Annotated in this window: 25 protein-coding genes; 16 read left to right on the forward strand and 9 right to left on the reverse strand. The window is 62.5% G+C overall.

Annotated features, from left to right (window positions below; genetic code table 11):
• The first annotated feature begins 1 nt into the window (after position 1).
• The 10 genes from AC3WK8_RS05895 to recX all read left to right on the forward strand — a co-directional run bounded on the left by AC3WK8_RS05895 (position 2) and on the right by recX (position 7,350).
• A complete protein-coding gene (locus AC3WK8_RS05895; RefSeq protein ID WP_103324174.1) occupies positions 2 to 2,338 on the forward strand; it encodes a phage tail tape measure protein in 2,337 nt (778 codons plus the stop codon).
• Positions 2,338 to 2,721 (forward strand): phage tail protein, encoded by a 384-nt coding sequence (locus tag AC3WK8_RS05900; protein ID WP_022642642.1) that lies wholly within the window; start codon positions 2,338 to 2,340, stop codon positions 2,719 to 2,721. Before AC3WK8_RS05895 ends, AC3WK8_RS05900 begins: the two co-directional genes overlap by 1 nt.
• Entirely contained in the window at positions 2,714 to 2,926 is a 213-nt protein-coding gene (locus AC3WK8_RS05905; protein ID WP_022642643.1) for a tail protein X, read from the forward strand. The genes AC3WK8_RS05900 and AC3WK8_RS05905 overlap by 8 nt, the downstream gene beginning before the upstream one ends.
• A gap of 9 nt (positions 2,927 to 2,935) precedes the next feature.
• Entirely contained in the window at positions 2,936 to 3,946 is a 1,011-nt protein-coding gene (locus AC3WK8_RS05910) for a contractile injection system protein, VgrG/Pvc8 family (protein ID WP_103324175.1), read from the forward strand.
• 56 nt (positions 3,947 to 4,002) lie between these two features.
• The gene (locus tag AC3WK8_RS05915; protein ID WP_022642645.1) at positions 4,003 to 4,176 is read left to right on the forward strand and encodes a Com family DNA-binding transcriptional regulator; all 174 of its coding nucleotides are present in this window, start codon (positions 4,003 to 4,005) and stop codon (positions 4,174 to 4,176) included.
• A 224-nt stretch (positions 4,177 to 4,400) separates the two neighbouring features.
• On the forward strand, positions 4,401 to 4,583 hold the full coding sequence (locus AC3WK8_RS05920) for a hypothetical protein (protein WP_022642646.1): 183 nt from the start codon (positions 4,401 to 4,403) through the stop codon (positions 4,581 to 4,583).
• Between the two features lie 150 nt (positions 4,584 to 4,733).
• A complete protein-coding gene (locus tag AC3WK8_RS05925) occupies positions 4,734 to 5,048 on the forward strand; it encodes a hypothetical protein (protein WP_143494780.1) in 315 nt (104 codons plus the stop codon).
• A gap of 189 nt (positions 5,049 to 5,237) precedes the next feature.
• Positions 5,238 to 5,738 (forward strand): CinA family protein, encoded by a 501-nt coding sequence (locus AC3WK8_RS05930; protein WP_022642647.1) that lies wholly within the window; start codon positions 5,238 to 5,240, stop codon positions 5,736 to 5,738.
• Between the two features lie 83 nt (positions 5,739 to 5,821).
• Positions 5,822 to 6,874 (forward strand): recombinase RecA, encoded by a 1,053-nt coding sequence (recA, locus tag AC3WK8_RS05935; protein ID WP_053135606.1) that lies wholly within the window; start codon positions 5,822 to 5,824, stop codon positions 6,872 to 6,874.
• Positions 6,875 to 6,882: 8 nt separating this feature from the next.
• Complete coding sequence (recX, locus tag AC3WK8_RS05940) at positions 6,883 to 7,350, forward strand: recombination regulator RecX (protein WP_022642650.1); 468 nt, start codon at positions 6,883 to 6,885, stop codon at positions 7,348 to 7,350.
• 40 nt (positions 7,351 to 7,390) lie between these two features.
• Here recX and AC3WK8_RS05945 read toward each other — a convergent pair whose 3' ends face one another.
• On the reverse strand, positions 7,391 to 8,509 hold the full coding sequence (locus AC3WK8_RS05945) for an LOG family protein (RefSeq protein WP_085599256.1): 1,119 nt from the start codon (positions 8,507 to 8,509) through the stop codon (positions 7,391 to 7,393).
• A 452-nt stretch (positions 8,510 to 8,961) separates the two neighbouring features.
• On the opposite strand from AC3WK8_RS05945, the gene AC3WK8_RS05950 reads away from it, so the two are divergent.
• The gene (locus AC3WK8_RS05950) at positions 8,962 to 9,156 is read left to right on the forward strand and encodes a hypothetical protein (protein WP_103324176.1); all 195 of its coding nucleotides are present in this window, start codon (positions 8,962 to 8,964) and stop codon (positions 9,154 to 9,156) included.
• Here AC3WK8_RS05950 and AC3WK8_RS05955 read toward each other — a convergent pair whose 3' ends face one another.
• Positions 9,157 to 9,582, reverse strand: a complete 426-nt coding sequence (locus AC3WK8_RS05955; RefSeq protein ID WP_022642653.1) for a quorum-sensing-regulated virulence factor family protein — start codon at positions 9,580 to 9,582, stop codon at positions 9,157 to 9,159.
• A gap of 189 nt (positions 9,583 to 9,771) precedes the next feature.
• Between AC3WK8_RS05955 and AC3WK8_RS05960 the strand changes: the two genes are divergently transcribed.
• A complete protein-coding gene (locus AC3WK8_RS05960; protein WP_085599252.1) occupies positions 9,772 to 10,482 on the forward strand; it encodes a tRNA-uridine aminocarboxypropyltransferase in 711 nt (236 codons plus the stop codon).
• Here the strand turns inward: AC3WK8_RS05960 and AC3WK8_RS05965 are convergent.
• Positions 10,466 to 11,374 carry a DMT family transporter gene (locus tag AC3WK8_RS05965; protein WP_103324177.1) on the reverse strand — a complete coding sequence of 303 codons (909 nt, stop codon included), beginning with the start codon at positions 11,372 to 11,374 and terminating at the stop codon, positions 10,466 to 10,468. The genes AC3WK8_RS05960 and AC3WK8_RS05965 overlap by 17 nt on opposite strands.
• A gap of 233 nt (positions 11,375 to 11,607) precedes the next feature.
• Between AC3WK8_RS05965 and erdR the strand changes: the two genes are divergently transcribed.
• Together erdR and AC3WK8_RS05975 are read left to right on the forward strand one after the other, a co-directional pair.
• On the forward strand, positions 11,608 to 12,258 hold the full coding sequence (gene erdR, locus AC3WK8_RS05970; RefSeq protein ID WP_022642656.1) for a response regulator transcription factor ErdR: 651 nt from the start codon (positions 11,608 to 11,610) through the stop codon (positions 12,256 to 12,258).
• 75 nt (positions 12,259 to 12,333) lie between these two features.
• Complete coding sequence (locus tag AC3WK8_RS05975; RefSeq protein WP_022642657.1) at positions 12,334 to 12,696, forward strand: diacylglycerol kinase; 363 nt, start codon at positions 12,334 to 12,336, stop codon at positions 12,694 to 12,696.
• Here AC3WK8_RS05975 and AC3WK8_RS05980 read toward each other — a convergent pair.
• Complete coding sequence (locus AC3WK8_RS05980; RefSeq protein ID WP_053135597.1) at positions 12,693 to 13,619, reverse strand: LysR family transcriptional regulator; 927 nt, start codon at positions 13,617 to 13,619, stop codon at positions 12,693 to 12,695. The genes AC3WK8_RS05975 and AC3WK8_RS05980 overlap by 4 nt on opposite strands.
• Positions 13,620 to 13,738: 119 nt before the next feature.
• Here AC3WK8_RS05980 and fpr point away from each other — a divergent pair, with 119 nt between their 5' ends.
• The gene (fpr, locus tag AC3WK8_RS05985) at positions 13,739 to 14,518 is read left to right on the forward strand and encodes a ferredoxin-NADP reductase (RefSeq protein ID WP_003198368.1); all 780 of its coding nucleotides are present in this window, start codon (positions 13,739 to 13,741) and stop codon (positions 14,516 to 14,518) included.
• Between the two features lie 69 nt (positions 14,519 to 14,587).
• On the opposite strand, the gene tsaA is transcribed toward fpr, so the two are convergent.
• The 5 genes from tsaA to rimO form a co-directional block, all read right to left on the reverse strand.
• Positions 14,588 to 15,283 (reverse strand): tRNA (N6-threonylcarbamoyladenosine(37)-N6)-methyltransferase TrmO, encoded by a 696-nt coding sequence (gene tsaA / locus AC3WK8_RS05990; RefSeq protein WP_085599248.1) that lies wholly within the window; start codon positions 15,281 to 15,283, stop codon positions 14,588 to 14,590.
• 11 nt (positions 15,284 to 15,294) lie between these two features.
• Positions 15,295 to 15,756, reverse strand: coding sequence for a YehS family protein (locus tag AC3WK8_RS05995; RefSeq protein WP_022642661.1), 462 nt, complete (start codon positions 15,754 to 15,756; stop codon positions 15,295 to 15,297).
• A gap of 53 nt (positions 15,757 to 15,809) precedes the next feature.
• Entirely contained in the window at positions 15,810 to 16,520 is a 711-nt protein-coding gene (locus tag AC3WK8_RS06000) for an rRNA pseudouridine synthase (protein WP_022642662.1), read from the reverse strand.
• A gap of 82 nt (positions 16,521 to 16,602) precedes the next feature.
• The gene (locus AC3WK8_RS06005) at positions 16,603 to 17,076 is read right to left on the reverse strand and encodes a GNAT family N-acetyltransferase (protein ID WP_085599246.1); all 474 of its coding nucleotides are present in this window, start codon (positions 17,074 to 17,076) and stop codon (positions 16,603 to 16,605) included.
• A 108-nt stretch (positions 17,077 to 17,184) separates the two neighbouring features.
• Complete coding sequence (gene rimO / locus AC3WK8_RS06010) at positions 17,185 to 18,522, reverse strand: 30S ribosomal protein S12 methylthiotransferase RimO (protein WP_022642664.1); 1,338 nt, start codon at positions 18,520 to 18,522, stop codon at positions 17,185 to 17,187.
• Positions 18,523 to 18,879: 357 nt separating this feature from the next.
• Here rimO and AC3WK8_RS06015 point away from each other — a divergent pair, with 357 nt between their 5' ends.
• Positions 18,880 to 20,721: a potassium transporter Kup gene (locus AC3WK8_RS06015; RefSeq protein WP_397429021.1), complete on the forward strand. Its 1,842-nt coding sequence runs from the start codon at positions 18,880 to 18,882 to the stop codon at positions 20,719 to 20,721.
• Positions 20,722 to 20,908 lie beyond the last annotated feature (187 nt).

Here is a 20,908-nt window from a genome sequence, read left to right on the forward strand (position 1 = left end):
GATGGCACAAGGTAACTTTTCCCTGAGGTTCGCCGCGGTGCAGCAGGCAGGCGGATTGTCCGCCGATGTTGCAGCGACGTTGCAGTGGTCGGCCCCTTTGCCGGAGCGCGATGGCGCCCTTGGCGGCGGGCTCAGGCAGCTGGTTCGCGGGCAGGAACGACTGCTGGCGGTGGTCGAATCCCTAAGGGCCGTGCTGGTCTCCCAGCGTTCGTTGCTGATGACCCTCAATGACCGCCAGGTCCTGGCCGCACCTGCTGCGACGCAGCCAGCCAAGGCCTCGGTGCTGGACAACAAGCCCCTAAGCCATCTCAAGCCGGCCATCGGCCTGGATACCGCGATGGTGGAGCTCAAGCGGGTGCTGCCGCTGACCGCCGAGCAGCAGCGGCAGATGGTGGAGCAGCACATCAAGCTGGCCAACGAACCCCTGGTGGCGCCCACCGGTGCCACGGCTACCGACCTGGTGCGGGTCGGGCTGGCGGCGGCCAAGGCCGGGGTCGGCGTCGAGGGTTCGGGCGCTTCGGCCCACTACCAGCCGCAGCAGGTGCTGGACTTTGCCCGGGATGCGGCGCTGGTCGGCTCCGGCCTGGAGTTGAAGGTCAAGCAGGCGGGGGACTTGCTGTTGGGCTGGCGCAGTGCGATGCAGCTCGACCGCGGCCAACGCCTGGACCTGGCCGATGCCACCCAGCACTTGGGCAGCGGGCTCAAGGTCTCGGCGGCGGACATCGGTTCGATCCTCGGCCGTTATGGCGGCAACGCCATGGCCGCGGGCATGAGCCCGGAACAAGCGGCCGCGCTGCTGGCCGCCTTGCTCAAGGCGGGGGCTGACCAGGCCAGTGCCGGAGTGGCATTGGCCCAGTTCAGCCAGGCCCTGGGCCAGGGTGGCAAGGTCTCGCCGGAGCAGCTTGCGGCCTGGCGTGAGCTCAAGCTCGATCCCCGAGCCGTGGCTCGCGATATGCAGACCCAGGCGCCGCAGACGATCCAGGCGGTGCTCGCGGCGTTGCAGGCACGACCGGCCGAACGCCAGGGCGCCATCGCCGCGCAGCTGTTCGCCGACAATGGCGCGTTGCAGGCGCTGTTGCCACGCCTGGACGGGCTGGCCCAGGCCTTTGCCCTGATGGCGGACAAGCCGCAGTACGCCAGCTCGCTGCGCGATGGCCAGGGGGCGGTGGCCAAGGCGGCCCAGGAGGCTGCGCAAACGCCCCAGGCCCAGTGGAACCGCCTCGATGCCCAGGTCGATGGCTTCAAGAGCTCCGTGGGTTCGTCGGTGCTGGCCGACTACGGCGGTTCGTTGACCGGCGCTGGTGCGGTGCTGCAGAAGTTCGGTGAGCTGGCGCAGCTGTTCCCTCATTTCGCTGCTGCCCTGGCGGTCTCGGTGGCTGCGGTTTCGGCGCTGGTGAAGCTCAAGGGCCTCTACACCGATGTCAGTGACCTGTTCTCGTTGGGCAAGAAGCCTCGCGGGCCCCAACCTCCGGCGGGAGGGGCGGGTGGCGGTGGTATTCGCTCACGGCTGGGCCCGGTGTTCTCGCGCTTGGCCGGCACGGTTGCGAACCTGGCCGGCAGGAGCGCGGCCGCCGTGCAAGCGGCGGGCAGGGGGCTGGGCGCGGCGGTGTCTGGCCTCGGGACCCGGTTGGCCGCGATGACCCGGCACGCCTCTGCCAGGGTGGCTGCCAGTGCTGGCCAGCTGTCATCGCGGTTGGGAGCCGCGATGTCCGGGTTGACCACCCGAGCGGCGGCCATGGCGCGCCTGGCCGCTGAGCGAGTGGGTTCCACGGTGGGCCGGCGTTTGTCCGGCAAGGCGCCGCGACTTCCAGGAGGGGCCGGGGGCAAGCTGATGGGCAAGTTGTTCCGGCCCTTGAGCCTGATCGAGGCTGGAGTCGACCTGGTACAAGGCTGGCGCGAGGGTGACTCCGGCAAGGTCGGGGCCGCCGTGGGTTCGGTCGGCGGTGGCCTGGCAGGCACGTATGCCGGGGCCAGCGCCGGAGCGGCGATCGGCACGCTGATCTTCCCGGGTGTCGGTACTGCCATCGGTGGCCTGTTGGGTGGCGCCCTGGGCAGCCTGGCCGGCGGCGAAGCTGGTGCCTGGCTCGGTGACAAGCTTGGGCGCCAGGCGGACCGCCTGGCCGCGCCGGCCGCGGTCAGCCAGAACCTGGCGGCAGCGCAGGCGGAGAACCGGCAGATCAACTTTGCCCCGGTGGTGCATATCCACGGCCAGGACCAGGCCAGCGCCCAGCAACTGGCCGACCGGGTGGTGCAGCAACTGCAAGCGCAGTGGCTGCCGCTGGCGGGCGATTCACTGGCCGTGCGGCGTGGCGCGGCGTTGACCGATGGAGTGGCGTGATGAAACAACAGATGGCATTGGGAGATTTCATCTTCGGCCTGTCCCGCAGCTTTGCCTATGACTCCCTGGTGCGTACCACCGACGGAGGCTGGAAGCCCCTGAACATCCTGGTGAGCAAACCCCGGACCAACCAGGGCGGGCAGGGCCTGGAAACCTTGAAGATCACCGGCAAGGCCATGTACGGCGTGGCCATGGCGCGCCTCGACGAGTTGCGCGCCTTGCAGGCCCGCCGCGTGCCGCTGCCGTTGATCGACGGCGTGGGGCGCAACTGGGGGCGCTGGGTGATCAAGAGCGTCACGGAAACCCAGAGTTCGGTCATCGACGACGGTACGGCGATGCTGATCGATTGGGTGCTGGATCTGGAGGAGTTCGCCAATGCGTAGGGCTCGAAGCATCGCCGGCGATTCGGCGAACCTGTTGCTGTACCGCGAATTGGCCCGCAGCGACGACGAGGTCGAGGAGGCGTTCTGGCGTCTCAATCCCGGGCTCGCGGAGTTGGGACCGGTGTTGCCGGCCGGAGTCTGGGTGCTGCTGCCGGAAGTGGAAGCGCGGCCGCGGGCGCTGGCGCCGGTTTCGGCCTGGGATTGAGGAGGCCGCATGACACTTGGATTTACACCCGTGGTGGAGATCTACGGCGCCAACTCGGAGCTGATCATGCAGCGCTTGCTGGATTGGCAGCATGTGGATGCCGCGGGCATCGAGTCCGACCAGCTCAAGCTGACCCTGGACATCGAGGGCCTGGAGGGCCTGCCGAGCCTGGGCGGGAAGATCGGCTTGCGGGTCGGCTATCGGGAAACCGGGTTGGTGGACAAGGGCTTGTTCGTGGTGAACCAGCGCACCCCGTTGCTGTTCCCCATGCGCTTGAAGCTGGTGGCCACTGCCGCGCCATTCGGCGCGGCCGATGAGAGTGGTTTCCGCCAGCGCCGCAGCGCCAGCCACGGACCAACGACCCTGGGCGCGCTGTTTCGCCAACTGGTCAGCCGCCATGGTTTTTCGCCCCGGGTGGCCCCGGAGCTCGAAGACAAGGCCATCGAGCACATCGACCAGTCCAACGAGACCGACATGGGCTTCCTGACGCGCCTGGCTCGGCGCTACGACGCGGTCACCAAGCCGATCAACGGGCTCTATGTGCTGGCCCGCAGCGGCCAGGTCAAGTCCCTCTCGGGCAAGCCGCTGGAAGATGTGACGCTGAGCGTGACCCGTGACAACCGACCGGGGGACCGGGCCTTCATCACCGCCTCACTCGATGAGGAGGCGCGGATGAAGTACAGCGGGTGCATCACCGCCTGGTGGGATGGCGCCGCAGGCCAGGAGCGGCGGGTGAGCCTGGGGATCAAGCCGTTCAAGACCTTGCGCCAGCGGTATCAGAGCGAGGCCGAGGCGCGGGCAGCGGCGGAAGGCGAGATACGCAAGCTGGAGCGGGCGGCGCGCAAGGTCAACATCGACTGCCCGGGCAATCCCGCCCTGGCGGCCGAAGGCTTGCTGCTGCTGGACTCAAGCTGGCCGGGGTTCATGCAGGGGCGCTGGTCGATCGACAAGGTGACGGCCAGCGGCAGCCACGAGCAGAGCTATCGCTGCCTGGTGCATGCCAGTTGCATTGGCGCCTAGGTGGCTTTTAGCCCGGGCCTGGTGGGCTGGGCGGTTGAAATCAAAGGAATTGCAAGATGCTCAAAGAGTGCAGATGCGGTAGTTGCAAACGACTGCTCGCCCGTGTGGGCGAGTTCACGGAGCTCCAGATCAAGTGTTCGCGTTGCGGCACCTTGAATCATGTGAAGGGCTTGAACCTCGGGCGATCGACTGGCGTGGATACGACGGCTACCACGGAGTCTGGTTCGTAAGAGCCCGGTTGAGTCTTCTCTCGTCATCACCATGGACCTTGGCGCTGCCGCGCCAGGGTGGGTGGCGAATGCTGCTTCCCAAGACCTGCCGGTGGGGGAGTAGCTAGCTCTTTTGCACCGTAAACGGTCGGCAGGGCAGAGTCCTGCCGGGTGGTTGGCCGGGTGCAAAAACTTCCCGGACAAGGGTGTCCGGGCAGACATTCAAATCGCAAGGAGAAACAAAAATGGCTGAGAAATACATTTCGGTGACCGCGGTGAACGGTCAGGCGGCGCTGGTCTCCGTAGGCAGCGTTTCCAAGGTGATCGACCAGGGCAACTACCGGGTGATCTACCAGGGCTCGGACACCAACAACTACCAGGTCACCAATACCCTGGCTTCATTGAAAGTGGCGCTGAACGCAGTGTAGGTGCTGTGGCGAGCCAGAGAAGGTGAGCGCTGTTCGCTCCGGATCCGATGTCTTCGAGGCCAGACACTGGATGTTGTGAAGGCCTGGAGCCTCGAGCGATTCATGCGGCATTCGCCGCTTTTTAATCAAACAACTCCAGGAACATTACCTATGGAACCCATTCGAGTCGGCACTAAATTCATCAATCACAAAGGTTATGGCGATTCTCTGCATACTTTTATCGAGCCTGCCCAGAATGTTTCTGGTGCAGTCATCCGGACCTGTTCCGTCAATGGTGGAACGCTTTATTGCAGTAGCGTCAAGCCAACGGCTTATTCCTTGAATGCGACGCCCGCGTTCTTCTCCAACCCTCTTGGCGCCCACACCATGCCCTATGAAGTGCTGATTCCTGCAGGCCAGGGAGTGTGGTGGGCTCCGGTCAATTCAAACTCCAGCGCCATGCTGACCTACGATCTTCTCCCGTGAGTGCCGTAATCCGGCAGGGCTAGTCCAGCGAGCAGCTCCTTTGAGAGTCCAAGTGTAGTGTCGTGCCGGTTGACCAGAGGTGCGAGCTCTTTGCCGGGCCGGGCTCGCTGCCCTTGGGGCAGCGTGTCGCTTGCAAGCCATGGGGCCTGGTGTAGGTTAGGCACATGCCCGCCTCATCAGGAGATCAACGTGAAAGAAATCACCCAGCTTGCCGCGGAACTTGGCCGTCGCCTGCAGGTTCTCAATGCCCACGTCAGTACGGCGGAGTCTTGTACGGGCGGCGGGATCGCCGAGGCCATCACCCGTGTGCCGGGCAGCTCGGCCTGGTTCGAGGCTGGCTACGTGACCTATTCCAATCGCCAGAAGACCGAGCAATTGGGAGTGCCCACGGGGCTTTTCGAGTCGGTGGGGGCGGTTAGCCACGAAGTGGTGGAGGCCATGGTCCGTGGCGCCCAGGCTCGCAGCCATGCGCGTTTCGCCGTGGCGGTCAGTGGCATCGCCGGACCGGATGGCGGTTCGCCGCAAAAGCCGGTGGGCACCGTATGGCTGGCCTGGGGCGTGGGCGAGCGGCTGGTGACCGAATGCCGGCACTTCACCGGCAACCGCGATGAGGTCCGCCGACAAACGGTGAAGGCCGCCCTAGAGGGGCTGCTGCAACATGCGGCGGCAGAAATCGCAAATCAGGGGTAGGCGATCTGCGAACGCTGTGGAATAATACTGGCTACTTATACAGGTGTTGGCCGTCAGGCCTTATTGATTACGTGAGGACTTTAATGGACGACAACAAGAAGAAAGCCTTGGCTGCGGCCCTGGGTCAGATCGAACGTCAATTCGGCAAGGGTGCCGTAATGCGTATGGGCGATCATGACCGCCAGGCCATCCCAGCCATTTCCACTGGCTCTCTGGGTCTGGACATCGCTCTGGGCATTGGCGGCTTGCCTAAAGGCCGTATCGTTGAAATCTACGGTCCTGAGTCGTCCGGTAAGACTACCCTGACCCTGTCGGTCATCGCCCAGGCACAGAAAGCCGGCGCTACCTGCGCGTTCGTCGACGCCGAGCATGCCCTGGACCCAGAGTACGCTGGCAAGCTGGGCGTCAATGTCGACGACCTGCTGGTTTCCCAGCCGGATACCGGCGAGCAGGCCCTGGAAATCACCGACATGCTGGTGCGTTCCAACGCAGTTGACGTGATCATCGTCGACTCCGTGGCAGCCCTGGTACCCAAGGCCGAGATCGAAGGCGAGATGGGCGACATGCACGTGGGCCTGCAAGCCCGCCTGATGTCCCAGGCGCTGCGCAAGATCACCGGTAACATCAAGAACGCCAACTGCCTGGTTATCTTCATCAACCAGATCCGTATGAAGATCGGCGTGATGTTCGGTAGCCCGGAAACCACCACCGGTGGTAACGCCCTGAAGTTCTACGCTTCCGTTCGTCTCGACATCCGCCGTACCGGCGCGGTGAAGGAAGGCGACGAGGTGGTGGGCAGCGAGACTCGGGTCAAGATCGTCAAGAACAAGGTGGCTCCACCTTTCCGCCAGGCCGAGTTCCAGATCCTCTACGGCAAGGGCATCTACCTCAACGGCGAGATCATCGACCTGGGTGTACTGCATGGCTTCCTGGAGAAATCCGGCGCCTGGTACAGCTACCAAGGCAACAAGATCGGCCAGGGCAAGGCCAACTCGGCCAAGTTCCTGCAGGACAACCCGGAAATCGGCAACGCGCTGGAGAAGCAGATCCGCGACAAGCTGTTGAGCGGTTCTCCAGATACCAAGTCTGCTCCGGTCAAAGAAACCGAAGACGATATGGCTGACGCTGACTTCTGATTGAGCCGATGATCGCCGTACTCGATACCCTCGTCGCGGTGCGGCGAGCTGCAATGGACCTGCTCGCGCGACGCGAGCATGGTCGAGTCGAGCTGACGCGCAAGTTGCGTCAGCGCGGCGCCTCTCCTGAAATGATCGACACCGCCCTCGACCGCTTGACGGAAGAGGGTTTGTTGTCCGAATCCCGCTATCTCGAAAGCTTCATTTCCTACCGTGCCCGCTCGGGCTACGGGCCTATGCGCATCCGCGAAGAGCTTGGCCAGCGTGGTTTGCAACGCAGTGATATCGAACTTGCCTTGCGTGAGTGCGGAATCGACTGGCAGGAGCAACTACGGGATGTCTGGCAGCGCAAGTTCGCCGGGCAGCTACCAGCCGATGCTCGGGAACGTGCCCGACAAGGGCGTTTCCTGGCATACCGTGGGTACCCCATGGAAATGATCAATCGCGTGTTTAGTCGTCGCGGCCTGGATGATTGAGACGCTGCCCGCCGCATGAAGCAGCGGGCGATGGTGTTGCTCAGTTGGCCTGGCTGGTTTCCCTTTCTCGTGGTGCGGCCTTGGCTTGTTGCCTGGACCAGTTTTCCGGCAGGTTGATGAAGTCGATCAGCTCGCGCAGGCGGCCATTGTCTCGGGCATTGAAAGCGAACGACAACCGCGCCAGATGGCTGAATTGCACGTCGTCCTGCTCTTCGGTGCTGTAGGCATGCTGGTGGAACTGGCCGCTCAGGCACAGGTCGGCGAATTCCTCGTGCATCCTCTGCAATGCCTGCTCATTGAGGTTGTGGTTCATGCGGATGACGAATTGCTGCTTGAGCCAGCGACTGGAGTGGAAGTTGGCATAGAACTGCTGGATTTCCTGCACCGCTTCTTCGGTGCTGTGCACCAGGCGCATCAACTTCATGTCGCTGGGCAGGATGTAGCGATTGGCTTCCAGTTGGTTGTGGATGAAATCCAGGGCGCCTTGCCAGAACTGCCCACCGGGAGTGTCCAGCAACACCACGGGTACCAGTGGGCTCTTGCCGGTCTGGATCAGGGTCAGCACTTCGAGTGCCTCATCGAGGGTGCCGAAGCCGCCGGGGCACAGCACCAGGGCGTCGGCTTCCTTGACGAAGAACAGCTTGCGGGTGAAGAAGAAGTGGAATGACAGCAAGTTTTCGGTACCACCAACGGTTGGGTTGGCGTGTTGTTCGAAGGGCAGGGTGATGTTGAAGCCCAGGCTGTGCTCCAGTCCGGCGCCATCGTGGGCCGCGGCCATGATGCCGCCGCCGGCTCCGGTAATGACCATCAGGTCCGAGCGAGCCAGGGCTGCCCCCAGTTCCCTGGCCATGGCATATAGCGGATGTTCGCTGGGAGTGCGGGCCGAGCCGAACACCGTTACCTTGCGCCGGCCCTTGAATTGCTCGAGCACCCTGAAAGCGTGCTCCAGTTCCCGTAGGGCCTGCAAGGTGATCTTGGCGTTCCAGCGGTTGAGGTCCTCCTCGGCCATGCGCAGGACGGTAAGGACCATATCGCGATAAAGAGGGATGTTCGGACTGTTGGGGGCGATCAGGGTAAGTTGCTCTTCGACCTGGCTGGTGAGATCGATGCCATTGCTTTGAAAGTGGCGGGCCAGCAGGTCGTTCGTTTGGTAGGGCATTCAGCTTCTCCTTCTGCACAGAACCTGATGCACGCCCGGCACGTGCCAGCGCGCCACGACACTGCCTGTGTCGCTGCCTGCCTGGCTTGGCGGCCTGGGCAGTTCTTCGATCCGGCCACGACTGGCGATTGTGGGGCGTGGCCGGCTCGTCCTCAGAGGTCCTGCTTTCCTTTATTTGAGAAAAAACTCGCACTGCAAGACGCGGTTGGCGGCCTCCTGAACCGCCGTGGGCAATCATCGGGAATCTCTGGACATGGCTCGATCATGTGCCCATGCAGTCTTGGCTGGCAACCGCTTCTTGCTGATTTTTCAGCTGTGCGCGCCGCTTATCAGAAGGGGCGGCAGCGCTTGCAAGCTCTGATTTACTAAGTGGTAGCGCATGACCTGGAAGCGAGTCCAGGACGAGGTTTGCGTGGTTTCGTCGGCATCGGCCAGGGGCATGGAGGCAATGGATGACCACGGTCACGCTGGATATCGATCAGCAACTCTACCAGCTGTTACAGGAAGCCGCGGCGGCCCATGGATTGAGCCTGGAGGAGGAGTGTCGCAGCCGTTTGGCGGGAAAGGAACGAGCTTCGCCTTATTTACAGGCGCTGGTAGCGGAGTTGCGCGCCGACGATCAACAGCGACGCGCAACCCACGATTGATCATTTCTTCTTTGAGGCGCCTTGCGCTGGGCAGTCCGATTCCTGGAAGCGCGCGGAGGCCACAGGGCGGTTGGTCCGGTTTTCGGTGAACTCGTAGCGCATGACCGCGCCCTTGGCCATCAGCTTGCGATAGTTGGGGTTGCGGCAGACGCTAGCTCCCAGTTGCAGGTAGACGGCCTTGGGGTTGGCGCGCATTTGCGCGGCGTGGGCAGCCTGAACGCTCAAGTGGTTGATCAGTTCCTTGCCGTCAACGGTGTAGCCCTGGTCGAGGATGTTCTCGTTGATTTCCCGGGGAGTGCCGATGTTGCTCTCCGCTGCGACCTTCTCCAGCATCTTGCTCAATTCGAATTCTTGCAGCGACGCCGCCTGGGCACCCAGGGGCAGGGCCAGCAGAAGGGCGACGGTAGGAATGGTAAAGCGCAACATGAAACTCTCCTGGTGCAGTGACTGATGCTTCGACCAGTCACTCGACTGTGCGTTCAGTGGCGTCGGATTATAGGTGCAGAGTCGGGAAGGCGGTACAGGTTTGCATGGAGAGCTCTGATAAACTTGCGCGACTTTTCCCCTTCGAGTCATTTTCGTGTCGATTCTCTCCTCTTGCCGGTGTGGCCAGCGATGAGCCATGCGGTTTCCCGTCTACGCGACCAGCGTATGGCTCGCGTGCTCAAGCCTTTTGTCGCCCGTGGTTCCCGGGCTGAACGCTGCCCGCGTTGCCGGGTGATCCCCAGCCATTGCCTGTGTGCCTGGCGCCCCAAGGTCACGGCCGACTCGGCCATGTGCCTGGTGATGCACGATGTCGAGCCGCTCAAACCGAGCAATACCGGCTGGCTGATCGCCGACGTGGTTGCCGATACTTCGGCGTTTCACTGGTCGCGCACCGAGGTGGATCCACAGTTGCTGGCGCTTCTGGCCGATCCGCAATGGCAGCCGTATATCGTGTTTCCGGGGGAGTTCGTGGCACCGGAGCGGGTGGTTACCGAGGTCCGGCGCCAGGAGGGCAAGCGTCCGCTGTTCATCCTGCTGGACGCCACCTGGAGTGAAGCTCGCAAGATGTTCCGCAAGAGCCCGTATCTGGAGCATCTGCCGGTGCTGAGTCTTTCGTCCGAGCGGCTTTCACGTTACAAGCTGCGCCGTTCCAAACGTGACGATCACTTTTGTACGGCGCAGGTGGCGGCGTTATGCCTGGAACTGGCCGGGGACGACCAGGTCAGCCAGGTACTGGATGCCTACCTCGATGTGTTCAGCACCCACTACCTGTCGGCGAAATTCCAGAAGGCGATCGATCCGGATGACGAAGTCCATGCCCGGCTCAAGCCTTTTGTCTAGCCTCGGCGTTTAGTCGTGGGGCCTGGGGCCAGAGTTGCGCCACCAGCATTCCCGTAAGCATCAAGGCGCAGCCGATGTAGCCGCGCATTTGCAGTGATTCATCCAGCAGCCAGGCTCCGGCAATGGCTGCGAACACCGCTTCCAGGGACAGGATGATCGCCGCATGGGAAGCGATGGCGTCTTTCTGGGCGATCACCTGCAGGGTGTAGCCGATGCCGACGGCAACCACGCCGCCATAAAGAATGGCTGGCCAGGCGTCGACTATGGCAGGCCAGTCGATGGGTTCCAGGCACAAGGCAAGGGCCAGGCTCACCACCGAGCAGGTGGCGAATTGCAGGAAGGCCAGGCGAATCGGATCGTGACGGCTGGCAAAGAGGCCCACCAGGATTACATGGCCGCCCCAGACGAAGGCGCCAATTAGTTGCAGCCAGTCGCCCGGCGCGACATGGAAATGGGCGCCGACACTCAACAGGAACATGCCCACCACGGCCAGTACCGCGCCAAGCCAAGTACCCAGCCCGGTTCGGTGGCCGATCAGCAAGCCCAGCAGCGGCACTACAATGACATACAGGCCGGTGATGAATCCGGCATTGGTGACGCTGGTGAACATCAACCCGACTTGTTGCAGGTTGATCCCCAGGGCGAGCGCCAGGCCCATGAGCGCGCCCCCCAGCAGCAGGCCTTGGGTGAGCATGGGTTCGGACGGCCGGTCGCTGGCCGGGCGGCGCAGCACCAGTGGTAGCAGGCACAGCGATCCAAGGGCGAAACGCAGGCCGGAATAGAGGAAGGGGCCGATATGGTTCATGCCGGAGGTTTGTGCGACGAAGGCCGAGCCCCAGATCACTGCGGTGACCAGCATCAAGGCGTCGGCACGCAAGGCTTGGCTGCGCATGATGGCTCTCTTATTAGTTAGCTGGCCAAGATGCCGCAAAGCTTCGAACTTGACCACCCCGGCTTCGCTGGGCATGCTTGGCGCCGGTTAGGGCGCCAGCGCTGTTTGAACCGCCGTTTTACTCAGGCTTTTCGCGGCGTTCGTGCTCTTTGGGTGCCGCATTCTGGCGAGCCCCGTGCTTTGGTGAGGATTGAATGCATCAGTCCTGCCATGAAAACAGGATCATCTGAAAAATGGCCACATACGAAATCCTGATTGCCGATGACCACCCGCTTTTTCGCAGTGCGCTGCACCAGGCCGTTACCTTGGGCCTGGGTTCCGACGTGCGCCTGGTTGAAGTGGCGAGCATCGCCGAACTGGAAACCCGCCTTACCGAGAAAGCCGACTGGGACCTGGTCCTCCTGGACCTGAACATGCCCGGCGCCTACGGCTTTTCCGGGCTGGTGCTGTTGCGCGGCCAGTATCCACAGATTCCCGTGGTAATGGTTTCGGCTCAGGAAGAAGCATCCGTGATGGTGCGCTCCCGCGAGTTCGGGGCCAGCGGTTTCATTCCCAAGTCCAGTTCCCTGGAAGTCATCCAGCAGGCCGTGCGCAGTGTGCTCGACGGTGATGTCTGGTGGCCGCCGCAGGCCTTCGAGCAGGTCAGCGTCTCGGACGAGGCCAAGGCCGCCAGCGAGGGCCTGGCAAGCTTGACGCCGCAGCAGTTCCGAGTGCTGACCATGGTGTGCGAAGGGTTGCTGAACAAGCAGATCGCTTATGAGCTGAACGTGTCGGAGGCGACGATCAAGGCCCACGTGACTGCGATCTTCCGCAAATTGGGTGTTCGTACCCGGACCCAGGCGGCGTTGCTCTTGCAACAACTTGAGTCAATTTCCGGCCATTGATCGACTTTTCGTTCACGCTTTTTTGACCTTGGTTGAACTAGCTTCCCCACACCTTTTCTTGCAGTTGCCCAGCTTATGTCGCCTTTCAAAGGTCAAACCGGTCTCAAACGCATCCTCAACGCCACTGGCTATTCCTTCGATGGCCTGCGCGCGGCCTTCACCGGTGAAGCGGCTTTCCGCCAATTGGTGCTGCTCAATGTGATCCTCGTGCCCCTGAGCTTCCTGCTCGATGTCAGCCGGGTCGAGCGTGCATTGTTGATCGCCGTCTGCCTGTTGGCGCTGATCGTCGAGTTGCTCAACTCGGCGGTGGAGGCGGCCATCGACCGGATCTCCCTGGATCGCCACCCGTTGTCGAAGAACGCCAAGGACATGGGCAGCGCGGCGCAGTTCATCGCCCTGAGCATGATCACCATCGTCTGGGCGGTGATCCTGATCTAGGGAATGCTCGGTAGCACTATCTCGTCGCTGCGCCGTACACCGGAAGTGAAGGCGCGGCAAAGCTCGAGGAACTCGCGCATCGCCGAGGTCTGGTACTTCTGCTTGTGCCAGATGAAATAGAACTGCCGGGCCAGGTCCAGGCCCGGTGTTTCCACCGGTACCAGGCTGCCGCGGCGAAATGCGTCGCGCAGGGCCAGCCTGGAGATGCAGCCAATGCCCAATCCCGATTCCACGGCGCGCTTGATGGCCTCCGTATGCTCCAGCTCCAGGCGAATGTTCAGGGCGCTGCGGTGATGACGCATGGCCTGGTCGAAGGTCAGCCGCGTGCCCGAGCCTTGTTCCCGCAGGATCCACGCCTCGCGGGTCAGGTCCTCCATGGTGGCGTGGCCACGCTTGGCCAGCGGGTGCTGGGGGGCGCAGAACACCACCAGTTCGTCCTCGACCCAGCTTTGCACTTCTATATCCGGATGGTTGCAGTCGCCTTCGATTAGACCCAGATCAATTTCGTAGTGGGCGACCTGTTGCACGATATGCGCAGTGTTCTGCACATGGAGCTTGACCTGGCTTTCAGGGTGCACCTGCATGAAGCTGCCGATCAGCAAGGTCGCCAGGTAATTGCCGATGGTCAGGGTCGCGCCCACCGACAGCGAGCCGAAACCGGACTTGCCATTGAGCAGGTCTTCGATTTCCTTGGCCTGGTCCAGCAGTGCCACGGCTTGAGGCAGCAATTGCTTACCCAGGGCATTGAGGCTCAGGCGTTTGCCGGCCCGATCGAACAGCTGGCAACTGGACTGGCGCTCGAGTTCGGTGATCGAGGTGCTCGCTGCCGACTGCGACAGGGCCAGGAGCCCAGCGGCCCGGGAGACGCTCTCTTGCTGGGCGACGGCGACGAAAACCTGGAGTTGACGGAGAGTGAATCGCATATCGATATAACCGATAACCCTTATCTTAATAATCCAGTTAACAGATATTGTCGCTGCCATTAGAATGCTGTGCAATTGCGCTCATGGTCAGCGCAGGCAATTTCTAGGAGTCCCCGTACATGAGCAACATGAACCACGAGCGTGTCCTCAGTGTTCATCACTGGAACGACACTCTGTTCAGCTTCAAGTGCACCCGCGACCCGGGCCTGCGCTTCGAGAACGGTCAGTTCGTGATGATCGGCCTGCAACAGCCCAACGGCCGTCCGCTTATGCGTGCTTACTCCATTGCCAGCCCGAACTGGGAAGAGCATCTCGAATTCTTCAGCATCAAGGTTCCTGACGGTCCGCTGACCTCCCAGCTGCAGCACCTGAAGGAAGGCGATGAGATCATCATCAGCAAGAAACCAACCGGTACCCTGGTTCTGGATGACCTGAAGCCTGGCAAGCACCTCTATCTGCTCAGCACCGGCACTGGCCTGGCGCCGTTCATGAGCGTGATCCAGGATCCTGAAACCTACGAGCGGTTCGAGAAAGTGATCCTGTGCCACGGCGTTCGCTACGTCAATGAAGTCGCCTATCGCGAGTTCATCACCGAGCACCTGCCGCAGAACGAGTTCTTCGGTGAGGCCCTGCGCGAGAAGCTGATCTACTACCCCACCGTGACTCGCGAGCCATTCGAGAACGAAGGCCGCCTGACCGACCTGATGCGCAGCGGCAAGCTGTTCCGCGACATCGGCCTACCGCCGATCAACCCGCAGGACGATCGCGCCATGCTGTGCGGCAGCCCGAGCATGCTGGACGAGACCAGTGAAGTGCTCAACAGCTTCGGCCTGACCGTCTCGCCGCGCATGCGCGAGCCGGGTGACTACCTGATCGAGCGCGCCTTCGTCGAGAAGTAAGCGCCTCGCATCGAGCAAAAAGCCCGCGTTGCCTTCACAGGCAACGCGGGCTTTTTTGTTTGTGCAGGATCAGTTGGCCGGCACCACTGCCAATACCCGGATCAGTCCGGGCTCGGGGTAATGCCAGCGCACGTCCAGGTCCCAGAACTGGGCACCGTACTCGCGCTCCGGACTGGGTACCTGATAGGCCGGACGAGGGTCCTGGGCCAGGCACTGCTCGATCAGTTCCAGCAATGGCTCCTGCAGGCGCAAGGCGTGCAGCTGCGCTTGTTCCAGGGCCTGGGGTTGCCATTGCACCGGAATGAGCAGCGGCGCGCTGCTGGCGATTTCATTGCTGGCCCCGGCGATGCTGTCGGCATAGGGCACGTAGGGCTTGACGTCGAGGATCGGCGTGCCATCCAGCAGGTCGATGCCGGAGATCCACAGGCGATTCGCCTCCACCCGGTCCAGCTTGACCACCGACTGGCCTATGCCGTTGGGCCTGTGGGTGGCCCGGGTGGCGAAGACGCCCATGGACTTGTTGCCCCCCAGGCGTGGTGGGCGCACCTTGAGTCGTGGCTTGTCCTCCAGGGCCTGGTGGAACAGGAACAGCAGCCAGACATGGCTGACCTGCTCCAGCCCCTGGACCGCGTCGCCCTGGTCGAAGGGCGGTATCAGCTCCAGCACACCACGGGCGGCTGGTGCCAATTGCGGCTGGCGCGGGATGGCGAACTTCTCCTTGAAACAGGAGCGCACGAAGCCGATGGGGGAGACGCTGTAGGCCATGGTCGCCAGGCTTAGCCGCGCACGCGCAGGGTCAGGCCCTTGAGGAAGTTGCGCAGCAGCTGGTCACCGCAAGGCCGGTAGTTGTTGTGCCCGGACTTGCGGAACAGGGCGCTCAACTCTGGCTTGGACACCGGGAAGTTGGCCGCCTTGAGCACGGCATGCATGTCGTCTTCCTTCAATTCGAAGGCTACGCGCAATTTCTTCAGGATGATGTTGTTGGTCACCGGCAGTTCGATCGGCAGCGGCGGGCGGCTGTCATCCTTGCCGCGCTTGAAGATCACCAGGCCATCGAGGAAGTACGCCATGGTCTGGTCCGGGCAGCGCACGAAGCCTTCTTCCTCGTCCTTCTTCAGGTAGCTGACGATTTCTTCCAGGCTGGCGCTGAAACCGGTGAGCTTGATGATATCGACCATCTTCTGGTCGCTGATGTCGAGCATGTAGCGCACGCTGCGCAGTACATCGTTGTGGATCATGTTGAGGTCCTGGTCTGTGCACCTGTCCCGAACGAGGGCAGGGGCTGGGGAATTCAGAATTTCTCTTTGGCCGACAGGTAGCGCCATTGGCCCAGCGGCACCTTGCCGATCGATACGCCGCCGATGCGGATTCGGCGAATGGCGATGACCTGCAGGCCGACAGCCTGGCAGAACAGCGCGATCATCCCGGGTTGTGGATTCTTCAAGGCGAAGCGCAGGCGGTTCTCGCTCTGCCAGCTGGCCTTCACCGGCGGCAGCTCGCGGCCCTTGTAGGTCACGCCGTGGTTCAGGCGGTTGAAGCCGTGCTCGATCATCTGCCCGGAAACCTCGACCAGGTATTCCTGTTCGATCTTGGAGGCATCGGCACTGAGCTTGCGCTGAACCCGCCAGTCCTGGGTGAACACCAACAGGCCGCTGGCGCCGGGTTGCAGGTCGTCGCTGGCATTGAGGCGGGCAAAATGCCCGCGCAGAGGACGTTTGCCGAAGCGATGCTCATCCGACAGGCTGGCAGCACTGATCGACAGCCGGGCGCTTTCCACGTCCTGGCCGGCGGGCACGTTGAGCAGGATGGTCACAGGCTCCGGAGCGGTGGCCTTGGCCTCGGGGTCGAGGACCACCTTCTGGGCGCCGACCTTGAACTGTGGCTCGTCGATGACTTCGCCATCCACGGTGACCCAGCCGCCTTCGATGAACAGCTCGGCTTCCCGGCGGGAGCAGCCGACCAGTTCGATGAGGCGTTTGGAGAGACGAATCGGGTCGGTCATGACAGGGGCCGTTGTAAAAGAGGGCAGCTATTGTACCTGCCTGGCGCCGGTTAATCGCGGGTCCATTTACCGGCTGTGGCCATTAGCCGCTTCGCGCCTGCGCCTGTGGTTGCTTCAGGCGCATGTGCAGCAGAGGGTAGGGCTGGCCCATGCCATCCTGTTCCGAGCGACCGACGATCTCGAACCCTTGCTTGAAGTAGAACCCCAGGGCCTGGGGGTTCTGTTCGTTGACGTCCAGCTGGATGGCATTCATGTGTTCCACGGCGTAGTGCAGCAACTGCCGCCCCAGGCCCTGGCCGCGGTGGTCCGGATGGATGAACAGCATCTCTACCTTGCCCGCCGCGACCCCGGCGAAACCACTGATGCGCTGGCGCTGGTCGCGGGTACAGATCAGCATCACCGCATCCAGGTAGCGGGTCAGCACCAGGTTCCTCAGCAGTTCGATATAGCTATCCGGGAGAAAATCGTGGGTGGCGCGTACCGAGGCTTCCCAGACCTGGGTCAGTTCCGGGTAGTCGCTGAATTTCGGGGTATGGATGACTGGATGTTGGCGCATGCCGCCTGCTCCTTGGGCCTGGGTTGAAGCACATTCCAGAGCAAACGATAGACCTAAAAAAGCCCCGCATCTCGTTGCGAGAGCGGGGCTTGGCAGTTTTTTTACGCCTTACAGGATCTCGGCCCAGAGATCGTACTCGTCGGCGTCGGTCACCCGGCAGCGGACCTTGTCGCCCGGCTTCAGATGGCTGGCATTGTCGATGAAGACGTTGCCGTCGATCTCCGGGGCATCGAAGAAGCAGCGGCCCACGGCGCCTTGCTCGTCGACTTCGTCGATCAGTACTTCGATTTCCTTGCCGACGCGCTGTTGCAGGCGTGCCGAGCTGATTTCCTGCTGGTGCGCCATGAAGCGCTCCCAACGATCCTGCTTGACGTCATCCGGCACCACTTCCAGGTCCAGGTCGTTGGCCGGAGCGCCTTCGACCGGGGAATACTGGAAGCAGCCGACGCGGTCCAGCTGGGCTTCGGTGAGCCAGTCCAGCAGGTACTGGAAGTCTTCCTCGGTTTCGCCGGGGAAACCGACGATGAAGGTGGAGCGGATGATCAGCTCGGGGCAGATTTCGCGCCAGTTCTTGATCCGGGCCAGGGTCTTGTCCTCGAAGGCCGGGCGCTTCATGGCCTTGAGCACTTTCGGGCTGGCGTGCTGGAACGGGATGTCCAAGTACGGCAGGATCTTGCCGGCGGCCATCAGCGGGATCAGCTCGTCGACGTGCGGATACGGGTAGACGTAGTGCAGGCGGACCCAGACGCCCAGGGTGCTCAGGGCTTCGCAGAGTTCGGTCATGCGGGTCTTGACCGGCGCGCCATTCCAGAAGCCGGTGCGGTACTTGACGTCGACGCCATAGGCGCTGGTGTCCTGGGAGATTACCAGCAGTTCCTTGACCCCGGACTTGACCAGGCGCTGGGCTTCGTCGAGCACGTCGCCCACCGGGCGGCTGACCAGCTTGCCACGCATCGACGGGATGATGCAGAAGCTGCAGCTGTGGTTGCAGCCTTCGGAAATCTTCAGGTAGGCGTAGTGCCGTGGGGTCAGCTTGACGCCCTGTGGCGGCACCAGGTCGATCAGCGGATTGTGGTCCTGCTTCGGTGGCACCACTTCATGCACCGCGCTGACTACTTGCTCGTACTGCTGTGGGCCGGTCACCGCCAGCACGCTAGGGTGCACATCGCGGATGTTGCCTTCTTCCACGCCCATGCAGCCGGTCACGATGACCTTGCCGTTTTCCTTGATGGCTTCGCCGATCACTTCCAGGGATTCGGCCTTGGCCGAGTCGATGAAGCCACAGGTATTGACCACCACGACATCGGCGTCCTGGTAGGTGGACACCACGTCATAGCCTTCCATGCGCAGTTGGGTGAGGATGCGCTCGGAGTCGACCAGAGCCTTGGGGCAACCCAGGGAAACGAAGCCGACCTTGGGGTTGGCTGGCGCGGTAGGGGTGGACATGTCTAACCTCGGTATAGGTGTCTGGCCGCTCGGCGATCTGGATGGATGCGCTGGCGGTGAACGGGCGCTTTGGGCGCCTCTGATCAAAAAGTGCGCAATTCTAGCGATGAGCAGCCCACTTGACCAGCTTTATGCAGGGAAATACGACGAGTGCTGCGCTATGCTTCGCGCCGTTGCGCATAGGCGAATTCTTGTAGTCAATCAAACGTCTGTAACAACAAGTAAAGCCGCACATGCTGCAATACCAAAGCATAGCGTTTCATTCTAAGAAGCCGGGTCTGGAATCAGGAGTATTGGATGGGTCAGGCAAGTAGTCAGGCGGCGGGCGCCGAGCATTCGGTCGCGCGGCCTTTGAGCATGCTGGTCGCCGCGGTAGGGGTGGTTTATGGCGACATCGGTACCAGCCCGCTCTATACCCTCAAAGAAGTCTTTTCCGGCAGTTATGGCGTCCAGGTCAACCATGATGGGGTGTTCGGCATCCTGGCGCTGATCTTCTGGTCGCTGGTCTGGGTCGTCTCGATCAAGTACGTATTGTTCATCCTGCGTGCCGACAACCAGGGCGAGGGCGGGATCATGGCCCTGACCGCCCTGGCCCGGCGCGCATCGGCCTCCTACCCGCGCTTGCGCTCGGTGCTGGTGATCCTTGGCCTGATCGGCGCCTCGCTGTTCTATGGCGACAGCATGATCACCCCGGCAATCTCGGTACTTTCGGCGGTCGAAGGCCTGGAGCTGGCGTTCAGTGGCCTGGAGCACTGGGTGGTACCGCTGGCGCTGGTAGTGCTGGTGGCGCTGTTTCTGATCCAGAAGCACGGCACCGATCGCATCGGCAAGCTGTTCGGCCCAGTGATGGTGGCCTGGTTCCTGGTCCTCGCAGGCTTGGGCATCCACGGCATCGCCCAGCATCCTGAAGTGCTGCAGGCATTGAACCCGGTGTGGGCCGTGCGCTTCTTCATCTCCCATCCGGGCATGGGCGTGGCTATCCTGGGGGCCGTGGTACTGGCCCTGACCGGTGCCGAGGCGCTGTATGCCGACATGGGCCACTTCGGGCGCAAGCCCATCGCCCGGGCCTGGTTCGCCCTGGTGTTGCCGGCCCTGGTGCTGAACTACTTCGGTCAGGGTGCGTTGTTGCTGGAGAACCCCGAGGCGGCACGCAACCCGTTCTACCTGCTGGCACCGAGCTGGGCCCTGATCCCGCTGGTGGGGCTGGCGACCCTGGCCACGGTGATCGCTTCCCAGGCGGTGATTTCCGGCGCCTTTTCCCTGACCCGCCAGGCCATCCAGCTGGGGTACATCCCGCGGATGTACATCCAGCACACTTCCAGCGCCGAACAAGGGCAGATCTACATCGGCGCGGTGAACTGGTCGCTGATGGTCGGGGTGATCCTGCTGGTGCTGGGCTTCGAGTCCTCCGGGGCCCTGGCGTCGGCCTATGGCGTGGCGGTGACCGGCACCATGCTGATCACCAGCATCCTGGTGTCGGCGGTGATGCTGTTGCTGTGGAAGTGGTCGCCGGTACTGATCATGCCGATCCTGCTGGGCTTCCTGCTGGTGGATGGGCTGTTCTTCGCCGCCAACGTACCGAAGATCGTCCAGGGCGGTGCCTTCCCGGTGCTGGCGGGGATCGTGTTGTTCGTCCTGATGACCACCTGGAAGCGTGGCAAGGAGCTGTTGGTGGATCGCCTGGACGAAGGGGGGCTGCCGTTGCCGATCTTCATCGGCAGCATCCGCGTGCAGCCACCGCACCGAGTGCAGGGCACCGCGGTGTTTCTTACCGCTCGCCCGGATGCCGTGCCCCACGCCTTGCTGCATAACCTGCTGCACAACCAGGTGCTGCATGAGCAAGTGGTGTTGCTGACGGTGGTCTACGAGGACATTCCACGGGTGCCGGCCCAGCGCCGGTTCGAGGTGGACTCCTACGGCGAAGGCTTCTTCCGGGTGATCCTGCACTTTGGCTTCACCGACGAGCCGGACGTGCCCGAGGCCCTGAAGCTGTGTCACCTGGACGAGCTGGACTTCAGCCCGATGCGTACCACCTACTTCCTCAGCCGCGAGACGGTGATCGCCTCCAAGCTGGTGGGCATGGCCCGCTGGCGCGAAGTGCTGTTCGCCTTCATGTTGAAGAACGCCAACGGCAACCTGCGCTTCTTCAAGCTGCCGGTGAACCGGGTGATCGAGCTGGGAACCCAGGTCGAGATCTGAGGCCGCCCAAACAAAAAGCTCCCGCCTGGCGGTTCAAGGAAATGGTAGGAGCGAGGCCTGCCCGCGATGGACTTCAGAGCGCTGTGTTTGCCCACTAGACGCACGCTACGACCATCGCGAGCAATCGAGCGTCGACCGGCTGCTCCTACAGGGATCACTTCGCTTGAGTGAACAGCAAAACCGCCGC

This window comes from Pseudomonas sp. FW507-12TSA (assembly GCF_058781435.1).

Coding starts and splice junctions, on each gene's coding strand:
- AC3WK8_RS05895 (WP_103324174.1), top strand. CDS start 2: ATGGCACAAGGTAACTTTTCCCTGAGGTTCGCCGCGGTGCAGCAGGCA.
- AC3WK8_RS05900 (WP_022642642.1), top strand. CDS start 2,338: ATGAAACAACAGATGGCATTGGGAGATTTCATCTTCGGCCTGTCCCGC.
- AC3WK8_RS05905 (WP_022642643.1), top strand. CDS start 2,714: ATGCGTAGGGCTCGAAGCATCGCCGGCGATTCGGCGAACCTGTTGCTG.
- AC3WK8_RS05910 (WP_103324175.1), top strand. CDS start 2,936: ATGACACTTGGATTTACACCCGTGGTGGAGATCTACGGCGCCAACTCG.
- AC3WK8_RS05915 (WP_022642645.1), top strand. CDS start 4,003: ATGCTCAAAGAGTGCAGATGCGGTAGTTGCAAACGACTGCTCGCCCGT.
- AC3WK8_RS05920 (WP_022642646.1), top strand. CDS start 4,401: ATGGCTGAGAAATACATTTCGGTGACCGCGGTGAACGGTCAGGCGGCG.
- AC3WK8_RS05925 (WP_143494780.1), top strand. CDS start 4,734: ATGGAACCCATTCGAGTCGGCACTAAATTCATCAATCACAAAGGTTAT.
- recA (WP_053135606.1), top strand. CDS start 5,822: ATGGACGACAACAAGAAGAAAGCCTTGGCTGCGGCCCTGGGTCAGATC.
- recX (WP_022642650.1), top strand. CDS start 6,883: ATGATCGCCGTACTCGATACCCTCGTCGCGGTGCGGCGAGCTGCAATG.
- AC3WK8_RS05945 (WP_085599256.1), bottom strand. CDS start 8,509: ATGCCCTACCAAACGAACGACCTGCTGGCCCGCCACTTTCAAAGCAAT.
- AC3WK8_RS05950 (WP_103324176.1), top strand. CDS start 8,962: ATGACCACGGTCACGCTGGATATCGATCAGCAACTCTACCAGCTGTTA.
- AC3WK8_RS05955 (WP_022642653.1), bottom strand. CDS start 9,582: ATGTTGCGCTTTACCATTCCTACCGTCGCCCTTCTGCTGGCCCTGCCC.
- AC3WK8_RS05960 (WP_085599252.1), top strand. CDS start 9,772: ATGAGCCATGCGGTTTCCCGTCTACGCGACCAGCGTATGGCTCGCGTG.
- AC3WK8_RS05965 (WP_103324177.1), bottom strand. CDS start 11,374: ATGCGCAGCCAAGCCTTGCGTGCCGACGCCTTGATGCTGGTCACCGCA.
- erdR (WP_022642656.1), top strand. CDS start 11,608: ATGGCCACATACGAAATCCTGATTGCCGATGACCACCCGCTTTTTCGC.
- AC3WK8_RS05975 (WP_022642657.1), top strand. CDS start 12,334: ATGTCGCCTTTCAAAGGTCAAACCGGTCTCAAACGCATCCTCAACGCC.
- AC3WK8_RS05980 (WP_053135597.1), bottom strand. CDS start 13,619: ATGCGATTCACTCTCCGTCAACTCCAGGTTTTCGTCGCCGTCGCCCAG.
- fpr (WP_003198368.1), top strand. CDS start 13,739: ATGAGCAACATGAACCACGAGCGTGTCCTCAGTGTTCATCACTGGAAC.
- tsaA (WP_085599248.1), bottom strand. CDS start 15,283: ATGGCCTACAGCGTCTCCCCCATCGGCTTCGTGCGCTCCTGTTTCAAG.
- AC3WK8_RS05995 (WP_022642661.1), bottom strand. CDS start 15,756: ATGATCCACAACGATGTACTGCGCAGCGTGCGCTACATGCTCGACATC.
- AC3WK8_RS06000 (WP_022642662.1), bottom strand. CDS start 16,520: ATGACCGACCCGATTCGTCTCTCCAAACGCCTCATCGAACTGGTCGGC.
- AC3WK8_RS06005 (WP_085599246.1), bottom strand. CDS start 17,076: ATGCGCCAACATCCAGTCATCCATACCCCGAAATTCAGCGACTACCCG.
- rimO (WP_022642664.1), bottom strand. CDS start 18,522: ATGTCCACCCCTACCGCGCCAGCCAACCCCAAGGTCGGCTTCGTTTCC.
- AC3WK8_RS06015 (WP_397429021.1), top strand. CDS start 18,880: ATGCTGGTCGCCGCGGTAGGGGTGGTTTATGGCGACATCGGTACCAGC.